Genomic DNA, 18,279 nt, shown 5'->3' with positions numbered 1-18,279 from the left:
GTTGATGACCGGTATCGATCCCGAGGTTCTGGCCCGAGCCACCGAGAAGGTCCGCCAGGCGACCGGCGACCAGGTGATCGCGGACATGTTCCACCGGTCGATGGCGGAGAACCTGCCCGCCGTCGCGGAGCGGCTGCCGGACGGTACGACGTTCGTGCTGACCGGTGACATCCCGGCGATGTGGTTGCGCGACTCCGCCGCCCAGTTGCGGCCCTATCTGGTGCTGTGCGCCGATGACCCGGCGCTGCAGGACGTACTGATCGGCGTCCTGCACCGGCAGCTCGAGTACATGGCACTCGATCCGTACGCGAACGCCTTCAACCGTGAGGCGAACGGCGCCGGGCACACCACCGACGAGACCGAGATGTCGCCGTGGGTGTGGGAACGCAAGTACGAGATCGACTCGCTCTGCTACCCGATCGAGCTGGCCTACCGGCTCTGGCGGATCACCGGGCGCAAGGACGTGATCGACGACCGCTTCCGGGTGGCGGCGGCCGCGGCCCTCGAGGTGCTGGAGACCGAGCTGGACCACGAGAACAAGTCGCCGTACCGGTTCCAGCGGCACGACGACCGGCCGAGCGATTCGCTGATCCGTGGCGGTCTCGGGCAGCCGACTCAGCCGACCGGGATGTCGTGGAGCGCTTTCCGGCCGAGTGACGACGCCACCGAGCACGGCTTCAACGTGCCCGGCAACATGTTCGCCTCGGTCGTGCTCGGCTACCTGCAGGCGATCGCGAGCGAGCTGCTCGACGATTCCGCCCTCGGTGATCGCGCCAAGGAGCTGAAGGCCAGGATCGACGACGGAATCGCGCAGTTCGGCACCGTCGACCACCCGTCACTCGGCCGGGTCTACGCCTATGAGGTGGACGGCGCGGGGGAGCGGTTGCTGATGGACGACGCGAACATGCCGAGCCTGTTGTCGGCGCCGATGACGGGGTTCGCTGCAGCCGATGACCCGACGTACCTGGCGACGCGTTCGCTGCTGCTCAGCCCCGAGAACCCGTACTACTACAGCGGTTCTCACGGTGCGGGGATCGGCAGCCCGCACACTCCGCCGGACCACATCTGGCCGATTGCGCTGGCCGTCCAAGGGCTGACCAGTACGTTGGCTGACGAGCGGCAGCAGTTGCTCGAGCTGCTGCGCGACACCACCGGCGGTACCGGCCAGATGCACGAGTCGTTCCACACCGACGATCCGGCGAACTTCACCCGCGAGTGGTTCTCCTGGGCGAACGCGATGTTCTGCGAGCTCTGCCTCAGCCACGCAGGGCTCAAGCTCAGCTGACGTCCCGGCGCCGGGTGGTGACGACGGCCAGTACGACGAAGACGGCGGCGTAGCCCAGTACGGTCAGGAGAGCGCGATCTCCCGACACGGCATCCCGTACTCCGGGAGGCGCGTCCGCCGTACTCATCCCCGTCACGCTGAACATCAGCGCACCGGCGTTCGCGCCCGGCAGCGCGTCGGACAGGACCTCGAGATCGGGGAGCAGGCTGCTGACCACCCCGGCCAGCAGCGTCTCGATCCCGAGGATCCAGACGACACCGAGCCCGATCGGCAGCGCGACGTTGCGGAAGGCAACGGCCAGTACAGCGCCGGCCAGGCACCACAGGCTGAGGACGAGCCAGCCGCCGGCAAGTCCTTTGAGCAGGGCGAGTGGGCCGGGCCAGTCCATCGGCGCGTTCTCGGCCGCGGCGATCCCGATACTGCACAGGGCGCAGGCGACGAAGATGCCGAGCACCCAGACGGCGACCAGCGTGAGCAACCCGAGGAGCTGGCCGCCGAGCAGGGTGCTCCGGCCGGGGCGCTGGGTGAGGATCGTCTTCAGCGTTCCCCAGGTGTACTCGCCGCCGATCACGATCGCGCCGAGGACCAGAGCGAGCGCTCCCGCGAAGACCGGGAAGCCGCCGATCGTGTTGTCCATAACGCGTTCCGGCAGGACTCCGCGGAGTACCTCGGCGCGGGGGATGCCGTCCGTCTGCTGGTTGCCGTCGCCGGTGACGTAGCCCAGGTAGGGCAGGAGATAGCCGAAGATGACGCTCAGGATGAGGCCGGCGCCGAACAGAACCCAGACGGCGGATCGTTTGCGGAGCTTGAGCAGCTCGGCGCGATAGCTACCCAGCATGGGTCTTCTCCTTGTCCGTCGTGGTCAGCTCGAAGAAGACGTCCTCGAGAGCGCGTTCTGTGCTGTGCAACTCGGAGACCGCGATCCCTTTTTCGACCAGGAGGCGGTTGACCTCGGCGGCCCGGTCGGGTGCGACCTTGACCCGCAGAGTCTCGTCGTACAGGTGGACTGCTGCGGCACCGAGAGCCTCAGCCAGGATCGAGCGAGCGCTCTCTCGAGGCGTCGCCCGGATCACCAGCTCCTGCTCGGTCCGCAGCTCGTCGACGGTGTGCTCGGCGACCATCCGGCCTTCGCTGATGATGCCGACGCGGTCGCAGATCTGCTGGACCTCACCGAGCAGATGGCTGGACAGCAGGACGGTCCGGCCGTCGGCGCCGAGTTCGCGGATGAGTCGGCGCATGTCGCGCATTCCGGCCGGGTCGAGTCCGTTGGTGGGTTCGTCGAGGATCACCAGCTCGGGATCCTTGAGGAGGGCCGCGGCGACACCGAGTCGCTGCTTCATGCCCAGCGAGTATGTCGAGAAGCGGTCGCGGGCTCGATCGGCCAGGTCGACGAGGGCGAGTACCTCGTCGATGCGGGGGCGTGGCACGTCGGCGTACTCGGCGAGGACGCGGAGATTGTCGAGGCCGGACAGGTACGGGTAGAAGGCGGGCGACTCGATCATCGAGCCGGTACGGGCCAGGACTTGTGCCTGGCCGGGCGCGCCGCCGAGGACACGGACCGTACCGCTGGTCGGCGAGATCAGGCCGGTGAGGATGCGCAAGGTGGTGGTCTTGCCGGCGCCGTTCGGCCCGAGGAAGCCGTAGACCTCGCCGGGCAGAACCGTCAGATCGACACCGTCGACGGCCAAGGTGTCGCCGTAGCGTTTGGTCAGGCCGGAGACCTCGACCAGCGGGGCAGTGGTTGCGTTCATGCCTTAGACAGTGCCGGTCTGGGCATGCCCACCGCGTCGCCCAGCGGGAGTGACCGCGGCTACCTCAGGAGGAGTAGAGGAGCACGGTGCGATTGGTCAGCCGAGCCAGCCGGGGCGGACGAGGCCGGTTTGGTAGGCGACGACGACGAGTTGGGCTCGGTCGCGGACGGCCAGTTTCACCATCGCGCGGCTGACGTGGGTCTTGGCGGTGGCCGGGCTGAGTACCAGGCGCTGGGCGATCTCGTCGTTGGAGAGCCCTTCGCCGACGAGGGCGACGATCTCGCGTTCGCGCTCGGTCAGTACGTCCAGCTCTTTAGTGGCATGCGGCTGCCGGCTTCGGCTCGCGAACTCAGCAACCAGCCGCCGGGTGACCCCGGGGGAGAGCAGCGCATCGCCGCGCGCGACAACACGAACAGCCTGCAGCAACTCAACCGGCTCGGTGTCCTTCACCAGGAACCCACTCGCGCCCACCCGGAGCGCCTCGAACACGTACTCGTCCAGATCGAACGTCGTCAGGATCACCACGTGAACATCAGAGAGCGCTTCCTCGGCACCGATCAGCTTGGTCGCCTCGAGCCCGTCCATCCCCGGCATCCGGATATCCATCAGAACGACGTCGGGCTTCTCCGCTTTCGCCAGCTCGAACGCGGCTGCACCATCGGCGACCTCACCGATCACGGTGATGTCGTCCTCCGCATTCAGCAGCGATCGGAACCCCGCACGCACCAGCGCTTGGTCGTCAGCCAGCAACACCCGGATCATGCAGCAAACCTAGAGCATCCGCCGGTCAGCGCCGGTTGACGAGCGAGCCAAAGGCCGGGGCGCTGGGCCGGCCGGGTGCTGAGGGCCGTCAGGCGAGGCCGGCGTCGTGGGCGAGGAGGGCGATCTGGGTGCGGTTGCCGAGTTCGAGTTTGCCGAGGATGTGGGAGATGTGCGCCTTGACGGTCGCGACGCTCATGTACAGCTCGGTAGCGATGTCCGCGTTCGCCTTGCCCCGCGCGACCGCCAGCATCACGTCGTACTCCCGGGGAGACAGCCGCGAGAGCGCTTCCTGAGCTCGCGTATGCGCGTCGGCCTGGGTCGCAGCCTGATCCATCAACCGCCGCGTGATGGCCGGCGACAGGATCGGGTCACCCGCCGCGACCCGGCGTACCGCCTCGACGATCCGCGCCGGCGGCGTGTCCTTCAGCAAGAACCCGCTCGCCCCCGCGCGCAACGCATGCAACACGTTCTCGTCGGTATCGAAGGTCGTCAACACGATCACCTCGGGCGGATTCTTCCGCGCCCGCAGCCGCTGCGTCGCAACGATCCCGTCGACGCGAGGCATCCGCAGATCCATCAGCACTAGATCCGGAAAATGCGCATCGATCGCCGCCGGTACTTCATCGCCGTCAGCCGCCTGGGCAACCACCGCGATCCCATTGGCACCGTCCAGCATCATCTCCAGACTCGCCCGCACCAACGCGTCGTCATCCACCACCAGCACCCGAATCGTCTCACTCACACCCGCCACCGTAGCGGGACTCGGACCCCCACTGGCCGCGGCAGCAACGCCTCCAGCCGGACGGCTCTCGTCGGCGAGGACTGCGGTCGGGCGGCTTTCGCTCACTGCGGCCATGGGAGCAACGCCTCCAGGTGGAACAGTCCGTCGGGCGCGCGCCCGTGATCCAGCGTTCCGCCCGCGAGGTGTACGCGTTCGGTCAGCCCGACCAGGCCGGTACCGCTCCCCGGCGTCAGCGTTACCCCGTTGCCGCTCGGGTTGCTGAGCTCGATCCGCAGGGATTCACCGGGCTTGCCGTCGACGACCAGCGTGACGGGATGCCCGGCAGCGTGCTTGCGCGCATTCGTCAGCCCCTCCTGCACCACCCGGTACGCAGTCCGTCCGGTTGCCGGTGGCAACGATTCTGGCGCGGCGACAGATTCGGCGTACAGGATCTCCGTACCGGCATCGCGCGACTCGGCGACCAGTCCGGCGAGGTCGCCGAAGGTGGGTTGCGGGCGTCCGCCGGGGAGCTCGTCGATCTCGCTGTCGCGGAGCACGCTGATCACCTCGCGCAACTCCTCCAGCGCCTGATGAACTCCGGTACGGATGACGCCGGCCGCCTTGGCAAGCTTCTCCGGCGACGAATCCGGCCGGTACTCGAGCGCGCCGGCGTACGTAGCGAGCAGCGACAGCCGGTGCGCGAGTACGTCATGCATCTCGCGCGCCATCTTGGTCCGCTCCAGCGTCCGCGCCTCGGCGACCCGGCGGCCTTGCTCGTTCTCGGCCCGGAGAGCGCGCTCTCGCAGCGAATTGAGCAGGTCCTGGCGGGCTTGCATCCACTGACCCCAGCCGAGCAGGGCGGCGTGGACGGCGACATCCAGTACGGCGTACCAGACCAGGTTGAGCCCGTGGATCGGTCGCCAGAGTCCTTGGATGAAGTGTCCGACCACACCGGCGAGCGCGACGAGAGCGGCCGTCTTCAGCGGGCGGCGCTGGGCGACGCTCAGCGTGCCGACCGTCGACGGCGGAGTCGCCGCGGGGGAGAGGGCTGCTAGCGCAGCCTGCGCCAGGGCGCCTTGGACCGGGTACCGCCCAAGTACCGGAATGAGGCCGCAGGCAACAATCCCGACCGCGACGTCCAGCGCCAGCCACCCTGGCTGAAGGTCTCCCGCCTGCCGCCCGTAGATCGTCGATGCCGTCAACATGCCGACAGCGGTCACCGCGATGACATTGGCCCAGCGATTGCGACGCGACGGCCGACAGATCTCCTCCATGCCGCCGAGACTAGGCCGCCCGCTGCCCCACCACCACCGACCAAAGTCGATACACCACCGACTTGAGACCAGTCACCTCCAGCCACCCGGCCGATGCCCCCAACCCTCACCCCCGCCAATCCTTACCCCATGACCAACACCCCAGAAGCCACCGCACCCACGCCCACCACCACCAACCTCAGCACCGCCACCGACCGCACCACCAAGTCGGGCAGGACCAACGCCAATGCGCCCGGCAGCACCACGACGCCGGGCAACACCAACGCGGCAGGCACCCCCGCGCCCACCGCCCGGCCAACCCGCGTCGAGGGCCGCAGCCGGCTCGCAGTCGCCGGATCCGTCACCGTCGTCGCGGTCGCCTGGTGGGCCGTCCTCACCCAAGCCTTCAACATCACCCTGGCAGCCAAACAGGGGTCCACCATCCACATCGGCGCGCCCTCAGTCCTCGTCGCCAGCCTGGCAATATCCCTAGCCGCCTGGGCCCTCCTAGCCGTCCTCGAACACAACACCCCCGCCGCCCGCAAAGCCTGGACGATCACCGCCACGATCGCGTGCGCCCTATCCCTCACCAGCCCCCTAACCGCAGGCATCGGCATCGGCGCCAAACTAGGCCTTGCCTCCCTACACCTCGTGGTCGGTAGCCTGATCATCCTCGGCCTCCGCCGCACCGCCCTCTCCACCGAGGCCCGCTGCACCCCCACCGCGTGAGGACCCCCGAATGACCACCTGGCCCGGCTACCAACCCCTCAAGCGCACCTTGATCGCCACCCTCACCGGCCAGGTCCTAGAAATAGGCGCAGGCAAAGGCGCCAACCTCCCCCTCCTCCCGCCATCCATCACCTGGACAGCCCTAGAACCCAACCCCCGCGCCCGCCGCACCCTCACCAACGCCGTCCAATCAGCTTCTGGTGAGCGGCGCGTGCTGGCCGCCCGCGCCGAAGCGATCCCGTTGCCCTCAGCAAGCATCGACGCGGTCCTGTCGACGGCCGTGCTGTGCTCAGTGGACGACCTGAACGCAGTACTGGCTGAAATACAGCGCGTACTACGACCCGGCGGCCGCTTCGTCTTCCTGGAACACGTGGCGGCCCCGCCGGGGAGCGCTCTCCGGCGAATGCAGCGCATGATCGCCCCGATCACCCGCGTGGTCGACCGCGGCTGCGACCCCAGCCGCGACCTCGCCCCCGCGATCGAAGCCGCCTTCGCGACGGTCGACCTCACCCACTACACCGCCCCCGGCCTCCTCAAGATCCCGTTCATCGCCGGAACCGCCTACCTCTAACGCAACTGAGCCGCCCGATAAAACCCCTCGATATGCGCCGTGATCAACGCCGCGGCCTCATCCCCAGCGCCAGCCCGAATCGCCCCCACGATCGACCGATGCTCGGCCCGCAACCCGACAGCCGTCGCATCCCAGTCCGCCAGATTCGGTACTGCGGCCAGCACATACCCATGAATCGCCGTCCGCAACGACGACATCACCGCCGCAATGAGCACATTCCCCGCCAGCGCCGACAACGCCACATGGAACTCCGCGTCGAGCAAATGGAACTCCTCCGGCGTCAACCCCGGAGCATCCATCCGATCCAGCAACTCCTCGGCCGCCACCAAATCCCCGGCACCCGCATGATGCGCCGCCTCGCGAGCCGTCCACGACTCCAGCAGGACACGCGTCTGCACGATGTCGCCCATCGGCAGGTGATTCGTCGCGAGGTGCAACCGCAGCAACGCGGTCAACGGCGACGCCGGCTCGGCCACGATCACCGCGCCCGACTCCGGCCCTGAGCCGGTCGCAGTACGGACGACGCCCATCGCCTCCAGGACCCGCACCGCCTCCCGCACCGACGGCCTGCTGATCCCCAGCTGCTCCGCCAGAGAGCGCTCCCCAGGCAATCGCTCGCCAAGTCGCAGCCGGCCAGCCGCGAGATCGGCCTCCACCCGGCTCAGGACCAGCTCGTAGTTCTTCACCGGCGCACACAAGGTACGGAGCAGTCCGCGAGCACGGCGCAGTTCGCAAGTACAGAGCAGTTCTTCACAGACCGGAGTGTAGCCCTGTGGTCGGACCACAGACTATGCTGTGGTCCGACCACACAGTTCACCTGCCGAGGGAAGCACCGATGACCGAACGCCAGATACCCCGCTGGTCCGAGCTCAAGCCGCTGCTGCGCCCCAAGCCGGTCACCCTGAACGCGACCGACCGCCGGCTGGAGAAGGCGCTCACGATCGCCGACCTGCGCGCGATCGCCAAGCGCCGTACGCCGCGCTCGGTCTTCGACTACACCGATGGCGCCGCGGAGGCCGAGATCAGCCTCTCCCGCGCCCGCCGGCTGTTCCGCGAGATGGAGCTGCAGCCGTCCATCCTGCGCAACGTCTCCGAGATCGACCTCGGTACGTCGATCCTCGGCCGGCGCTCGGAGCTGCCGTTCGCGTTCGCGCCGACCGGCTTTACCCGGATGATGAACCACGAGGGCGAGAGCGCGGTCGTCAAGGTCGCCCAGGACATCGGCATCCCGTACGCGCTGTCGACGATGGGAACGACCTCGATCGAGGACGTCGCCGCTGCGGCTCCGGACGCACGCAAGTGGTTCCAGCTGTACGTCTGGAAGGACCGCGCCGCCGGCGAGGACCTGGTCAAGCGGTCGGCCGCTGCCGGGTACGAGGCGCTGATGCTGACCGTCGACGTACCGGTCGCCGGCGCCCGCCTTCGCGATGTCCGCAACGGCTTCACCATCCCGCCGTCGCTGACGGTCAAGACGGTCATGGACGCGTCGATGCACCCGGCCTGGTGGGCCAATCTGCTCACCACCCGCCCGCTCACCTTCGCGTCGCTCTCGAGCTGGGACGGTACGGTCGCCGACCTGCTGAACCAGCTGTTCGACCCGACGATGACCATCGACGACCTGAACTGGCTCCGCTCGATCTGGGACGGGCCGCTGATCATCAAGGGCATCCAGACGATCGAGGATGCCCGACGGGTAGTCGACGCCGGCGCCGACGCCATCGTCCTGTCCAACCATGGCGGCCGCCAGCTGGATCGGGCCCCCACCCCGCTCCGGATCCTCCCCGAGGTCCGCAAGGCCATCGGTACCGACGCCGAGATCTACCTGGACACCGGCATCATGAGCGGCGCCGACATCGTCGCCTCCCTGGCCCTAGGCGCCGACGCCTGCCTGGTGGGCCGCGCCTACCTCTACGGCCTCATGGCCGGTGGCGAGCGCGGAGTAGCCAAGGCCGCCCAGATCCTCACCACCGAGGTCCACCGCACCATGGCTCTCCTGGGCGTGGACAAGGTCGCAGACCTCAACCCAGGTCACGTCCGCCTGCCCTGACAGCCGGTACTACCGCCCGCTGGCCCGCTGGCCCGCTGGCCCGCTGGCCCGCTGGCACCGGATCGTCGTCAGATCGGCAGGTTGGCGACGATCCGCAGACCGCCAGTCGGAGTCCGGCTGGCGGTCAGGGTGCCGCCCAGGGCGGTGGCACGTTCGCGCATGCCGACTATGCCGTTGCCCTCGCGTGGCGGACCGGCCAATGCAGAGCCATCGTCATCCACCTGCAGCACAAGCGCTTCCTCGCCGTACTGGATCCGCACCGTCGCAGCAGTCGCCTTCGCATGCCGGACGACGTTGGTGAGCGACTCCTGGATGATGCGAAACGCCGCCCGATCCAGGCTGGTCGGTAGCGGGCGCGGGTCGCCGTGGACGATCGCGTGCACCTCCAGCCCGGCCATCGACGTACGGCTGATCAGGTGGTCGAGACGGTCCAACCCGGCCACCGGTTGGCGTGGTGCTGACTCGTCCGACTGGCGTAGTACGCCGACAATCGACCGCAGCTCGACAAGTGCCTCCTTGCTGGCCTCCTTGATCGCCGCTAGCGCAGGGGCAGCCTCCTCCGGTTGCCGGTCGATCAGGTGGAGCGCACTGGACGCCTGCACATTGATCAGCGAGATGTGGTGCGCCACCACGTCATGGAGCTCCTGTGCGATCCGCAGGCGCTCCTCACCGGCCCGGCGCAGCTCTGCCTCTCGCCTGGTCTTGTTGGCTGCCGTCACCCGCTCGCGATGCCCACGGAACAGCTCAGCCATGAACCCCAGTACTACGAAGCAGGTGCCGACCAGGAGGACCTGGTAGATGCCTTGCCCGCTCAACCCGAGCACGAGTCGCCCGAGCACATGTCCGGCGTACAGGGTGACCAGCCCGACCCAGCCCGCCAGTCGGTGCCCGGTCCTGATCACCGTGAAGACAGCGATCACAAAGGGAAAGATGATCGGCCCGTACCCGTACTGCATCAACATGTAGGCGAGCGACGACACGACCGTTGCCCACAGCACCGGTATCGGGTGGGTCCGCAGCCAGTAGAGCGCCACCGAGCCGATCAGGACGAGCACCACCATGATCCAGTCGCCGTGGCGTCGTCCGTCTTGGTTGTTGGACGAACCGAACGACCCGAACACCACGATGACCGTGACGACCGCAGGCAGCAGCACCCGCCTCAGGCGGCCGTCGGAGGTCAGCTCAGTAGTGCTCACCCTCGAACCGTAGAGGTCCGGCCCATCCGGTGTCATCGTCGCCACGGAGTACTTCGTTCTGCTCCGTCCGCAGTACTGCCGACTTCGGCGCAGTACGTCAGTACTTGACCTTGTAAATGCCTTCTTCGTAGCTGGTGCCGTAGTACTCCTTCAACTCAGCCAGGTCGGCGTCCTGACGGTCGGTCGCCTTGGCGATCTCGGCGCGGCTCGGCATGGCCTCCGGGTTCCAGCTCTCGGTCTTCCACAGCTTCGAGCGCAGGAACGCCTTCGAGCAGTGGTGGAAGATCTCCTCGATCTCGACCAGCAGCGCGAGTTGGGGCCGGTTGCCCTTCACGATCATCTCGTCGAAGAACGGCGCTTCCTTGATGATCCGGGCCCGGCCGTTGATCCGCAGCGTCTCGCCGCGGCCCGGCAGCAGGTAGATCAGCCCGACGTGCGGGTTGCTCACGATGTTCAGGAAGCCGTCGATCCGCCGGTTGCCGGCCCGCTCCGGGATCGCGATCGTGCAGTCGTCCAGCACCTTGGTGAAGCCGGCCGGGTCGCCCTTGGGGGAGACGTCGCAGCTGCCGTCGGCGGCGGCGGTGGCGATCAGGCAGAACGGCGACTCGGCCAGCCACTGCTTGTCGAGCTCGTGGAGCTCCTTGCGTACCTTGTTCGCGGTGGTGGGCAACGGGGCAGGGACCACCTCGCGCAGCTCGTCGTACGAGGTGATCTCGACCAGTCCGGGGATGTCCATCAGGCGGCGTGCTCCTCCTCCAGCGACGGCTCGGTCACCTGGCCGGCGGACCGCGTCCGTGCTGCCCATCGTACGGCGGGACCAGTCACCACACTGGTCCCTAGGAATAGTGCACCGACGATCATCCAGCCCACCGGACCCCATCCCAGGATCAGTGTGGTGAGCAGCGCCGGGCCGAGCATCCGGGCCACTGCCGGGCCAGTTCCGAAGAAGCCCTGGTACTGCCCCTGCTTGTCGGCAGGTGCGAGGCCGAAGCTGATCTCCCATGCACCAGAGGCCAGCTTCATCTCGCCGAGTGTCAGCAGCACCGCAGCGACAGCCAGTACTACGGCTGCGCCGGCGGGGGCCATCCCGATGGCGGAGAGGGCGAAGACTCCACAGGCGGCCAGCATCGCGACTCCGGCGAAGCGGACCGAGCGGGTCGCAGTACGGAGGTTGGTGACCGACCGGGCGATCCGTACCTGGAAGAAGGTGACGCCGAGGGTGTTGATGATCAGCAGCGAGGCGACGACCCAGCTGGGTGCATTGGTGCGCTCGACGATCCACAGCGGGGCAACCAGGCTCAGCAGCGGCATGAACATCAGCATCACCGCATTGAGCAGAGCCAATACGGCGTACGGGCGATCGTGCAGTACTGCCAGGCGAGGCTCGCCGGCAACCCGGAGCGTCACAGGCTTGACCGCGGGGACCCGGTGGATCAGGGCGGCGGCGATCAGGAAGCTGGCCGCGTCGATGGCAAAGACCGTCAGGTACGCCGGTGCCGTATCGAACCGCAGTGCCACACCGCCGAGCGCGGCGCCCACTGCGAGACCGGCGTTGACCGTCGATTGGAGGAAGGCGCGGATGCGAGTGCGCTCGGCCGGCTGGACCAGGCCGGCGAGGAGTGCCTGGCGGGCGGCGGTCAGGCCGGTCTGGCTGCTCGCGTACGCGATGGCCGCGATCAGGAACAGCGGAAAGCTGCGGACGAAGAGGAACGAGCTCACGGAGACCGCGGTGGACAGTGCCAGCAGGATGGCGACGCCGCGAGGGCCCTTGCGGTCGGCGAGGTTGCCGAGCGGTACGCCGGTGAGGAAGCCGACCAGCCAGGCGATCGTGAGGCCGAGCCCGACCTGCGCGGTGGACAGGCCGACGACGCGGATGAAGAAGAGGGCGGAGGTGACGATGAACGCGCCGTCACCCACCGAGTTGGCCAGCTGCGCGAACGCGAGATTGCGGGCAGTCCCGGCCGGCGGCAGGAACGAACCGGCCTTGCTGGTGCGAGTGGTGGCGGTCATCTCAGTCTCCCTCAGCTCTTGTTACCCCGAGCCTAGAGCTCCACCGGCCCGCCGGTGAGGTCCACTTCTTGCTAGATCTAATGGGCCAATTGATTGCGGCCCGTGCCATCGGAAAGGTTCCGGATCTGGTCGCGGGAGAGGTTCTGGATATTGGGAGAGGTTCTGGATGTGGGGGAGAGGTGCTGGGATTTGGCCTGTGGACAACCGCGGATCCGGCGGAAAGCGACGGCACATTCTAGGTATGACCTTCAGCGATCTCCCCACGAACTGGCTCTCCCGTCCCCTCACCGATCCCGTCCTCGCCGCCAACGTCGTCGACCTGTTCGTCACCGCGGCCGAGCGCCGGCAAGGCGTCCTCGCAGCCCTGATCTGCGACCGCCGAGCCCGCTTCCGCACCTCGATCCACCTGGACCTCCCGCGAGACGCCCCGCTCGCCTCACCCAAGTCCTGCGTCAGAGCCCTGGCACCCCTGATCCCGGTCCTGGAGAGCCGCCCCGACGGCGCCCTCATCCTGGCCCTGGGCCGCCCCAAACCGGACCCACCCTCAGACCACGACTGGACCGAAGCAGCCATCCAAACCTGCCGATCCGCCTCGATCCACCTCCTAGCCTTCTACCTAGCCACCCCCACCGACCTCCACGCCGTCCCCCTACCCACCCCACCACGCACCACCCGACCCCGCCTCCGGACCACCCCACCCGGCCCTGCCCAACCCCGCCTCCGGACCACCCCACCCAGCCCTGCCCAACCCCGCCTCACCGCGAGCCCGCCAAGCCCTGCCGCGCTCCCGCTCGCGACTACCTCGCCATGCCCGGCTGAGCCACTGCCCACCGCCCAGCAACAACTCGCAGGCCGAGCGTTGCTGGCCAGCTAGCAACCGTTCGTGCGTCTCCGTGAGCAACCTGTGGTGTTTACCGCGAGCGGGGTTGCTGTCAGCGGACGCCTCGGGGGCGGAACTGGATGCTGATGCGGGGGCCGATGTGGCCGGAGGACTTGGGGATGGCGTGTTCCCAAGTGCGTTGGCAACTGCCGCCCATCACGATCAGATCGCCATGCCCCAAGGGATAGCGAATGGTCGAGCTGACCGGCCCGCTGTTACTGCCCGGCTTCGGCCGCAGCGCGAGAACCCGCGGTTCACCGACAGAAAGGATCGCCACCATCGTGTCCTCACGACTACCCCGACCGATCTTGTCGCCATGCCACGCGACGCTGTCCCGCCCGTCCCGGTAGAAGCACAAGCCGGCCGTCCGAAACGGCTCACCGAGCTCCTCCGCATAGTGCTCACTCAACAGCTCCCGCGCCTCGTCGAGGATCGGCAACGGCAGATCCTCGTTCTCCCCGTAGAAGCACAGCAGTCGAGGTACGTCGACGACCCGGTCGTACATCTGCCGCCGCTCATCCCGCCAAGGCACGTCGGCGGCAAGCCGCTCGTACACCTGGTCAGCCCCGGTCAACCACCGCGGCAGCACGTCGATCCACGCGCCCTGGCTCAGCTCCGTCCGCCGAATCCCGTCCAGCGACCCCAGTTCGGGATCCTCGAACGCATCCAGCAAGGAGGCCTGAAGATCAGCACCCATGCCCCCACCATACCTGACATTCGAACAGATGTTCCCCTAGATCCCGCCATTCGATGGGCTCCGCTGGCGTTTAGGGTCGAGGGGTGACACGTAGACGGCCGCCGGCGAATGCTGGCGAGCGGGGGATGGTGACGGGCTGGCTGGATTGGCAGCGGGCGACTGTGCGGTTGAAGTGTGAGGGGCTGTCGGATGAGCAGGCGCGGCTGACGCCGTTGCCGGCTTCTCCGCGGATGTGCGTGGCTTCGGTTGTGGCGCATCTGCGACGGGTCGAGCTCTCGTGGTTCGAGATCAGCTTCGCCGGTGCGCCGGAGCTGACGGATCGGGATCCTCTGGAACTCGCCGACCCGCCCAGCACGCCCCTTGCGATCCTGCTCGATGAGTACGACGCTCAGTGCGCTCGTTCCCGCGAGATCGTGGCCGCACATCAACTCGACGAGCTAGAGGCCCGGGCGCCCGAAGGTCTGGAGCTCGTCTCCCTGCGCTGGATCATCGGCCACCTCCTCGAGGAAACGGCTCGCCACCTAGGCCACCTCGATGCCCTCCGCGAACTAATCGACGGGACCACCAGCTACTGACGCACCTATGGTGACCAGGTGACGCGGGTACCTGCAGGCGAGGAAGTCGAGGAAGTCATTGAGTTCATCAATGAAGCCCACGGCTCGAGCTATCAGCTGGTTCAACGGCTGGCCGGCGGGAATCAGAGCGGCGCCTATCTCGTCCGGGCCCCGGACCATCGCCAAGCGGTGCTCAAGTGGTCAGAACGAACCGCTTGGGCCGGCCAAGTCCTTCGGGCTGCGCCAAGAATCCCGTTGATCCGAGAACGCGGCTACCCGACCCCCGCCTGGCTGGCTGTCGGAGTGACAAGCGACGGGTTTCCGTATCAACTGCAGGAGTTCCTGCCAGGCAAGCCAATGGCCGACCTCGGCGAAGCAGAAGCCGTACTGCTCATCAATCTCGTCAACCGCCAAACCGGCCTGGACCCCGATCCCGGGCGCAACTGGAGTGAGTACGCCCGCTCCGTCGTCTTCGGCGAGACCGCCCCGGCTCGGGATCGCCTCCGCGCAAGCAGTCCCACCGGAGCCGCAGTTGTGGAAGCCTTCCTGCGCCTGTGCCATGGCCTCGAGAACCTCGAACTCCCCAGCGGCGATCTCGTCCACGGCGACCTGAGTACCAACAACGTTCTGGTTCAGGACGGCCGAGTCACGGGAGTCGTCGACATCGAGGCGCTAGGCAGCGGCACACGTGTCTTCGACCTGGCCAGCCTGCTCCGCGAGGGATACCTCTGGAGAGGAGACCCATCAGCGTTGGCGACGATCCGGACCGAGGCAGAACGAATCGCCGGTCCGGACGTACTGAAGATCTGCGTCAGCTCGACCGTGTTCGAAGTACTGGACTTCGAACGGGCGCGATCGTCGCCGGACCTCGACCAGATGCTCACCAGAGCGCTACGACTCGCCGCCGACCTGGCCAGCTGACCTCGGCAGCAGGCCTCGGCAGTTGGCCCTGCGTGGACCCTGCTAGCTGATGCAGAATTCGTTGCCTTCGGGGTCTTGGAGGGTTAGGTAGTACGCCGGGTCCGCCGGGTTGTCGTCGCGGATGCGGTGCTTGATGGTGGCGCCTAGTACGACCAGTTCGGCAGCCTTCGCGTCGACCAGTTCGATGCGGCGTTCCTGGGTGAGGGAGTTGTCGCGGCCCGTGGGGTAGAGGTCGAGGTGCAGGCGGTTCTTGCCGGCCTTCGCCTCGGGCACCTTCTGGAACCACAGCGGCGGCGCGGTACCAGCAGGATCGAACAGCCGGTCGGTGAACGCGGCCTGGTCGCCGAGCCGCCCGCGGTAATGCGTCCACCAAGTCGGCTCGTCCTCCGCCTCACCCGTCGGGGGAGGTGGCGGCGTCCGCACCCACCCGAGCGCTTGCTGCCAGAAGAGGGTGAGTCGTTCGGGATCGTTCGCGTCGATCGTCAACTGCCAGAACACCATCATCAGAAGTTAACCCGTTGCCGGTTCGACTAAGGAGTTTTGCTGGTGGTGGTGATCATTTGGACGAGGGTGTCCAGGACCTCGTCGGCGGTGGTGTGCCATTTGCCGGGGCTAGGTAGCCGGTGAGTTCCATGCCGGCGATGCCGTGGGCGCCGGCTAGCAGGAGGGCGCCGTAGTGGGCGTGCGGGTCGCCGACGATGTCGCGGAACTCGTCCTGGGAGCGGCCAGCCGCGCGGATCGCCTCGGTTGGGTCGCCGGCGCGCGGGGGTGGCTGGTTGAGTGGCGAGGCGGCGCAGGGGTAGCTGGCGGGGTGGCGAGGCGGTGCGCGGGGAGCTGGCGGGGAGGCGGGGCGTGGGGAGGAGGCGGAGGGTTGCTGGCGGGGGTGAGGAGGCGGCGCGTGGGGAGCTGGCGGAGGTGGTGAGGCAGCGCAGGGGTAGCTGGCGGGGCGGCGCGCGGTTAGCTGGGGGAGTAAGGCGCGCGGTTAGGTGGGGTAGTAATCAGCGGGGGTGTGGCGAGGGGATGGAGCAGACTGCTGGGGACGGGTGGTCGGGTTGGAGGACTTATGGGGCGGTTGGTGGTTCGGAATTGTTCTGTGTTGGTGGTGCCGGTGGCGGGGGAGTGCCGGGTTGATGAGTATCAGGACATTGTGATCGAGGACGGGGCGATCGACGAGGTGATGCCGGCGGGAGCGCTGGCGGCCGCTGATGACATCGAGGAGCTTGATGCGACCGGGCTGATCGCCGTACCAGGGCTGGTGAACGCGCATACGCACAGTCCGATGGTGATGATGCGGGGTGCGGCCGAGGATGTCTCGATCGATGACTGGTTCAATCGCAAGATCTGGCCGATGGAGATGAACCTGACGGCCGAGCGGGTCAAGGTCGGCGCAAGGCTCGCGTGTGCGGAGATGTTGCTGGCCGGGGTCACCACCTTTGTGGACCACTACTTTCACGCCGACCAGATCGCCGCCGCCGCGCTCGAGACCGGGATCCGGGCCGACCTGGCGCCGACCTTCTTCTCGTCCAGCGGCACTGAAGGTCGCGAAGCGGCGTACGAGGCAGCTCGGCAGATTCGCGCCCTCGGCAACAACGCCGCAAACCCGCCACGCATCACCGCAAGCCTCGGACCGCACGCCACCTATACGGTCTCGGAAGAAGACCTGGCCCGTACTGCGGAAGTCGCGCAAGCCGAAGGATTCCGCATCCACCTCCACGCCGCCGAGACAGCCGACCAGACGCAATCGTCGAAAGACCGCCTCGGCGCCACCCCCATCGAAGTACTCGACCGCACCGGCGTCCTCCAAGCAGGAGCTCTCATCGCCCACGGCTGCGGTATCACCGACGAGGACCTCCCCATCCTGGCGAAGCACGCAGCCCGTACTACGGTCGCCGCCTGCCCGAAGGTCTACCTCAAACTCGCGATGGGCCCGACCACTCCCGTCAAGCAACTCTGGTCGGCCGGCATCACCGTCGGAATCGGTACCGATGGAGCGGCCGTACACAACACCCTCGACGTCTGGGAATCCTTGAGGCTGCTCGCCTTGACGCAGAAGCAACGCGAGCAGGACGCCGAGTGGATGACCATCTCGGACACCCTCCGCCTCGCGACGAGAGGCGGCGCGGCGGCAGCCGGCCTGGCCAACGAGATCGGCGCGATCGAGCCCGGCCGACGCGCCGACATCGCATTGGTCGACCTGTCCGCACCGCACAACCAGCCGCTGCACGATCCGCGAGCCGCGCTGGTCTATTCGGTCCGCGCCTCCGACGTCGTCACGGTAGTTGTCGATGGCAACATAGTTGTCAGGGACCGCCGGCTCACCACGGTGGACCTCGACGAGATTCTCGAAGACGCCCGCGAGCTCGCCCACACCCTGGTCGACCTGTCCCGCGGCGGCGCCGTCCAGCACTACGCACCCTGACCACGGAGAGCGCTCCCCAGACAGAAGCGCTCCCTGACAGAAGGAATGTCGAGCCCGCCGACCCCACTACGACGTACCGGGTGCAGCGCTCGGCAAGGGAGCGCAGGAGAGATACGAGGAGAACGATGAAGTACATGCTGCTGATCCGGCCGGATGTGGACTACTCCGGTGGTGCGCCCGAGGAGATGATCGCGGCCACCGAGGCATGGGTGCGCGAGATGACCGAGCGTGGCGTACGCCGGGAAGGCGCGGCTCTCCGCCCGCCCGCGGAGTCGACGGGCGTGAGCCGCCGGGCGGGCAAGGTCGTCACCACCGACGGCCCGTACGCCGAGTCGAAGGAGCAGATGGGCGGCTTCGACCTGATCGACTGCCGCGACCTTGACGAGGCGATCGAGATCGCCGGCAAGCACCCGGTCGCCGAGATCGGCATGGTCGAGATCCGCGCCCTCACCGACGACTTCGACTGACCGGCGCGAAAGCCGG

The 18,279-nt window shown here is 67.7% G+C and carries 20 protein-coding genes; 9 read left to right on the top strand and 11 right to left on the bottom strand.

What is annotated here, in order from left to right:
- Nucleotides 1-4: 4 nt before the first annotated feature.
- Entirely contained in the window at nt 5-1,285 is a 1,281-nt protein-coding gene (locus OHA70_RS34980; protein WP_328325117.1) for a glycoside hydrolase family 125 protein, read from the top strand.
- On the opposite strand, the gene OHA70_RS34975 is transcribed toward OHA70_RS34980, so the two are convergent.
- From OHA70_RS34975 to OHA70_RS34955, 5 genes are all read right to left on the bottom strand, one after another.
- On the bottom strand, nt 1,278-2,123 hold the full coding sequence (locus OHA70_RS34975; protein WP_328325116.1) for an ABC transporter permease subunit: 846 nt from the start codon (nt 2,121-2,123) through the stop codon (nt 1,278-1,280). The genes OHA70_RS34980 and OHA70_RS34975 overlap by 8 nt on opposite strands.
- Nucleotides 2,113-3,036 (bottom strand): ATP-binding cassette domain-containing protein, encoded by a 924-nt coding sequence (locus OHA70_RS34970; protein WP_328325114.1) that lies wholly within the window; start codon nt 3,034-3,036, stop codon nt 2,113-2,115. Before OHA70_RS34970 ends, OHA70_RS34975 begins: the two co-directional genes overlap by 11 nt.
- Nucleotides 3,037-3,132: 96 nt before the next feature.
- Nucleotides 3,133-3,798 carry a response regulator transcription factor gene (locus OHA70_RS34965; protein WP_328325112.1) on the bottom strand — a complete coding sequence of 222 codons (666 nt, stop codon included), beginning with the start codon at nt 3,796-3,798 and terminating at the stop codon, nt 3,133-3,135.
- Between the two features lie 88 nt (nt 3,799-3,886).
- Nucleotides 3,887-4,540 (bottom strand): response regulator, encoded by a 654-nt coding sequence (locus OHA70_RS34960; RefSeq protein ID WP_442913852.1) that lies wholly within the window; start codon nt 4,538-4,540, stop codon nt 3,887-3,889.
- 101 nt (nt 4,541-4,641) lie between these two features.
- Nucleotides 4,642-5,793, bottom strand: coding sequence for a sensor histidine kinase (locus OHA70_RS34955; protein ID WP_328325110.1), 1,152 nt, complete (start codon nt 5,791-5,793; stop codon nt 4,642-4,644).
- Nucleotides 5,794-5,922: 129 nt separating this feature from the next.
- Here OHA70_RS34955 and OHA70_RS34950 point away from each other — a divergent pair, with 129 nt between their 5' ends.
- Nucleotides 5,923-6,501 carry a DUF6069 family protein gene (locus OHA70_RS34950; RefSeq protein WP_328325108.1) on the top strand — a complete coding sequence of 193 codons (579 nt, stop codon included), beginning with the start codon at nt 5,923-5,925 and terminating at the stop codon, nt 6,499-6,501.
- 10 nt (nt 6,502-6,511) lie between these two features.
- Entirely contained in the window at nt 6,512-7,072 is a 561-nt protein-coding gene (locus OHA70_RS34945; protein WP_328325107.1) for a class I SAM-dependent methyltransferase, read from the top strand.
- On the opposite strand, the gene OHA70_RS34940 is transcribed toward OHA70_RS34945, so the two are convergent.
- Nucleotides 7,069-7,758 (bottom strand): FadR/GntR family transcriptional regulator, encoded by a 690-nt coding sequence (locus OHA70_RS34940; RefSeq protein WP_328325105.1) that lies wholly within the window; start codon nt 7,756-7,758, stop codon nt 7,069-7,071. The genes OHA70_RS34945 and OHA70_RS34940 overlap by 4 nt on opposite strands.
- Nucleotides 7,759-7,907: 149 nt before the next feature.
- On the opposite strand from OHA70_RS34940, the gene OHA70_RS34935 reads away from it, so the two are divergent.
- Nucleotides 7,908-9,119: an alpha-hydroxy acid oxidase gene (locus tag OHA70_RS34935; protein ID WP_328325103.1), complete on the top strand. Its 1,212-nt coding sequence runs from the start codon at nt 7,908-7,910 to the stop codon at nt 9,117-9,119.
- A 68-nt stretch (nt 9,120-9,187) separates the two neighbouring features.
- On the opposite strand, the gene OHA70_RS34930 is transcribed toward OHA70_RS34935, so the two are convergent.
- The 3 genes from OHA70_RS34930 to OHA70_RS34920 all read right to left on the bottom strand — a co-directional run bounded on the left by OHA70_RS34930 (nt 9,188) and on the right by OHA70_RS34920 (nt 12,325).
- Complete coding sequence (locus OHA70_RS34930; RefSeq protein ID WP_328325100.1) at nt 9,188-10,315, bottom strand: sensor histidine kinase; 1,128 nt, start codon at nt 10,313-10,315, stop codon at nt 9,188-9,190.
- A gap of 97 nt (nt 10,316-10,412) precedes the next feature.
- Nucleotides 10,413-11,051: a pyridoxamine 5'-phosphate oxidase family protein gene (locus OHA70_RS34925; protein ID WP_328325098.1), complete on the bottom strand. Its 639-nt coding sequence runs from the start codon at nt 11,049-11,051 to the stop codon at nt 10,413-10,415.
- Entirely contained in the window at nt 11,051-12,325 is a 1,275-nt protein-coding gene (locus OHA70_RS34920; RefSeq protein ID WP_328325096.1) for an MFS transporter, read from the bottom strand. The genes OHA70_RS34925 and OHA70_RS34920 overlap by 1 nt, the downstream gene beginning before the upstream one ends.
- Nucleotides 12,326-12,566: 241 nt before the next feature.
- Here OHA70_RS34920 and OHA70_RS34915 point away from each other — a divergent pair, with 241 nt between their 5' ends.
- On the top strand, nt 12,567-13,199 hold the full coding sequence (locus OHA70_RS34915; protein WP_328325094.1) for a hypothetical protein: 633 nt from the start codon (nt 12,567-12,569) through the stop codon (nt 13,197-13,199).
- A 58-nt stretch (nt 13,200-13,257) separates the two neighbouring features.
- On the opposite strand, the gene OHA70_RS34910 is transcribed toward OHA70_RS34915, so the two are convergent.
- Nucleotides 13,258-13,902 (bottom strand): alpha-ketoglutarate-dependent dioxygenase AlkB, encoded by a 645-nt coding sequence (locus OHA70_RS34910; protein WP_328325092.1) that lies wholly within the window; start codon nt 13,900-13,902, stop codon nt 13,258-13,260.
- A gap of 83 nt (nt 13,903-13,985) precedes the next feature.
- Here OHA70_RS34910 and OHA70_RS34905 point away from each other — a divergent pair, with 83 nt between their 5' ends.
- Complete coding sequence (locus tag OHA70_RS34905; RefSeq protein WP_328325090.1) at nt 13,986-14,477, top strand: DinB family protein; 492 nt, start codon at nt 13,986-13,988, stop codon at nt 14,475-14,477.
- Between the two features lie 18 nt (nt 14,478-14,495).
- The gene (locus OHA70_RS34900) at nt 14,496-15,377 is read left to right on the top strand and encodes an aminoglycoside phosphotransferase family protein (RefSeq protein ID WP_328325088.1); all 882 of its coding nucleotides are present in this window, start codon (nt 14,496-14,498) and stop codon (nt 15,375-15,377) included.
- A 42-nt stretch (nt 15,378-15,419) separates the two neighbouring features.
- On the opposite strand, the gene OHA70_RS34895 is transcribed toward OHA70_RS34900, so the two are convergent.
- Nucleotides 15,420-15,878: a VOC family protein gene (locus tag OHA70_RS34895; protein ID WP_328325087.1), complete on the bottom strand. Its 459-nt coding sequence runs from the start codon at nt 15,876-15,878 to the stop codon at nt 15,420-15,422.
- Nucleotides 15,879-16,524: 646 nt separating this feature from the next.
- On the opposite strand from OHA70_RS34895, the gene OHA70_RS34890 reads away from it, so the two are divergent.
- Together OHA70_RS34890 and OHA70_RS34885 are read left to right on the top strand one after the other, a co-directional pair.
- The gene (locus tag OHA70_RS34890) at nt 16,525-17,796 is read left to right on the top strand and encodes an amidohydrolase (RefSeq protein WP_328325085.1); all 1,272 of its coding nucleotides are present in this window, start codon (nt 16,525-16,527) and stop codon (nt 17,794-17,796) included.
- A gap of 125 nt (nt 17,797-17,921) precedes the next feature.
- A complete protein-coding gene (locus OHA70_RS34885; protein ID WP_328325083.1) occupies nt 17,922-18,263 on the top strand; it encodes a YciI family protein in 342 nt (113 codons plus the stop codon).
- Nucleotides 18,264-18,279: the final 16 nt, after the last annotated feature.

Source organism: Kribbella sp. NBC_00382 (genome assembly GCF_036067295.1).
Classification (GTDB): Bacteria; Actinomycetota; Actinomycetes; order Propionibacteriales; family Kribbellaceae; genus Kribbella.
This window is presented reverse-complemented; position numbering and strand designations above follow the sequence as displayed.

What these genes read in the sequence shown, in the direction of transcription:
- OHA70_RS34910 (WP_328325092.1), bottom strand. Translation starts at nt 13,902, where the DNA reads ATGGGTGCTGATCTTCAGGCCTCCTTGCTGGATGCGTTCGAGGATCCC.
- OHA70_RS34945 (WP_328325107.1), top strand. Translation starts at nt 6,512, where the DNA reads ATGACCACCTGGCCCGGCTACCAACCCCTCAAGCGCACCTTGATCGCC.
- OHA70_RS34925 (WP_328325098.1), bottom strand. Translation starts at nt 11,051, where the DNA reads ATGGACATCCCCGGACTGGTCGAGATCACCTCGTACGACGAGCTGCGC.
- OHA70_RS34895 (WP_328325087.1), bottom strand. Translation starts at nt 15,878, where the DNA reads ATGGTGTTCTGGCAGTTGACGATCGACGCGAACGATCCCGAACGACTC.
- OHA70_RS34965 (WP_328325112.1), bottom strand. Translation starts at nt 3,798, where the DNA reads ATGATCCGGGTGTTGCTGGCTGACGACCAAGCGCTGGTGCGTGCGGGG.
- OHA70_RS34920 (WP_328325096.1), bottom strand. Translation starts at nt 12,325, where the DNA reads ATGACCGCCACCACTCGCACCAGCAAGGCCGGTTCGTTCCTGCCGCCG.
- OHA70_RS34980 (WP_328325117.1), top strand. Translation starts at nt 5, where the DNA reads ATGACCGGTATCGATCCCGAGGTTCTGGCCCGAGCCACCGAGAAGGTC.
- OHA70_RS34935 (WP_328325103.1), top strand. Translation starts at nt 7,908, where the DNA reads ATGACCGAACGCCAGATACCCCGCTGGTCCGAGCTCAAGCCGCTGCTG.
- OHA70_RS34955 (WP_328325110.1), bottom strand. Translation starts at nt 5,793, where the DNA reads ATGGAGGAGATCTGTCGGCCGTCGCGTCGCAATCGCTGGGCCAATGTC.
- OHA70_RS34915 (WP_328325094.1), top strand. Translation starts at nt 12,567, where the DNA reads ATGACCTTCAGCGATCTCCCCACGAACTGGCTCTCCCGTCCCCTCACC.
- OHA70_RS34950 (WP_328325108.1), top strand. Translation starts at nt 5,923, where the DNA reads ATGACCAACACCCCAGAAGCCACCGCACCCACGCCCACCACCACCAAC.
- OHA70_RS34885 (WP_328325083.1), top strand. Translation starts at nt 17,922, where the DNA reads ATGAAGTACATGCTGCTGATCCGGCCGGATGTGGACTACTCCGGTGGT.
- OHA70_RS34970 (WP_328325114.1), bottom strand. Translation starts at nt 3,036, where the DNA reads ATGAACGCAACCACTGCCCCGCTGGTCGAGGTCTCCGGCCTGACCAAA.
- OHA70_RS34975 (WP_328325116.1), bottom strand. Translation starts at nt 2,123, where the DNA reads ATGCTGGGTAGCTATCGCGCCGAGCTGCTCAAGCTCCGCAAACGATCC.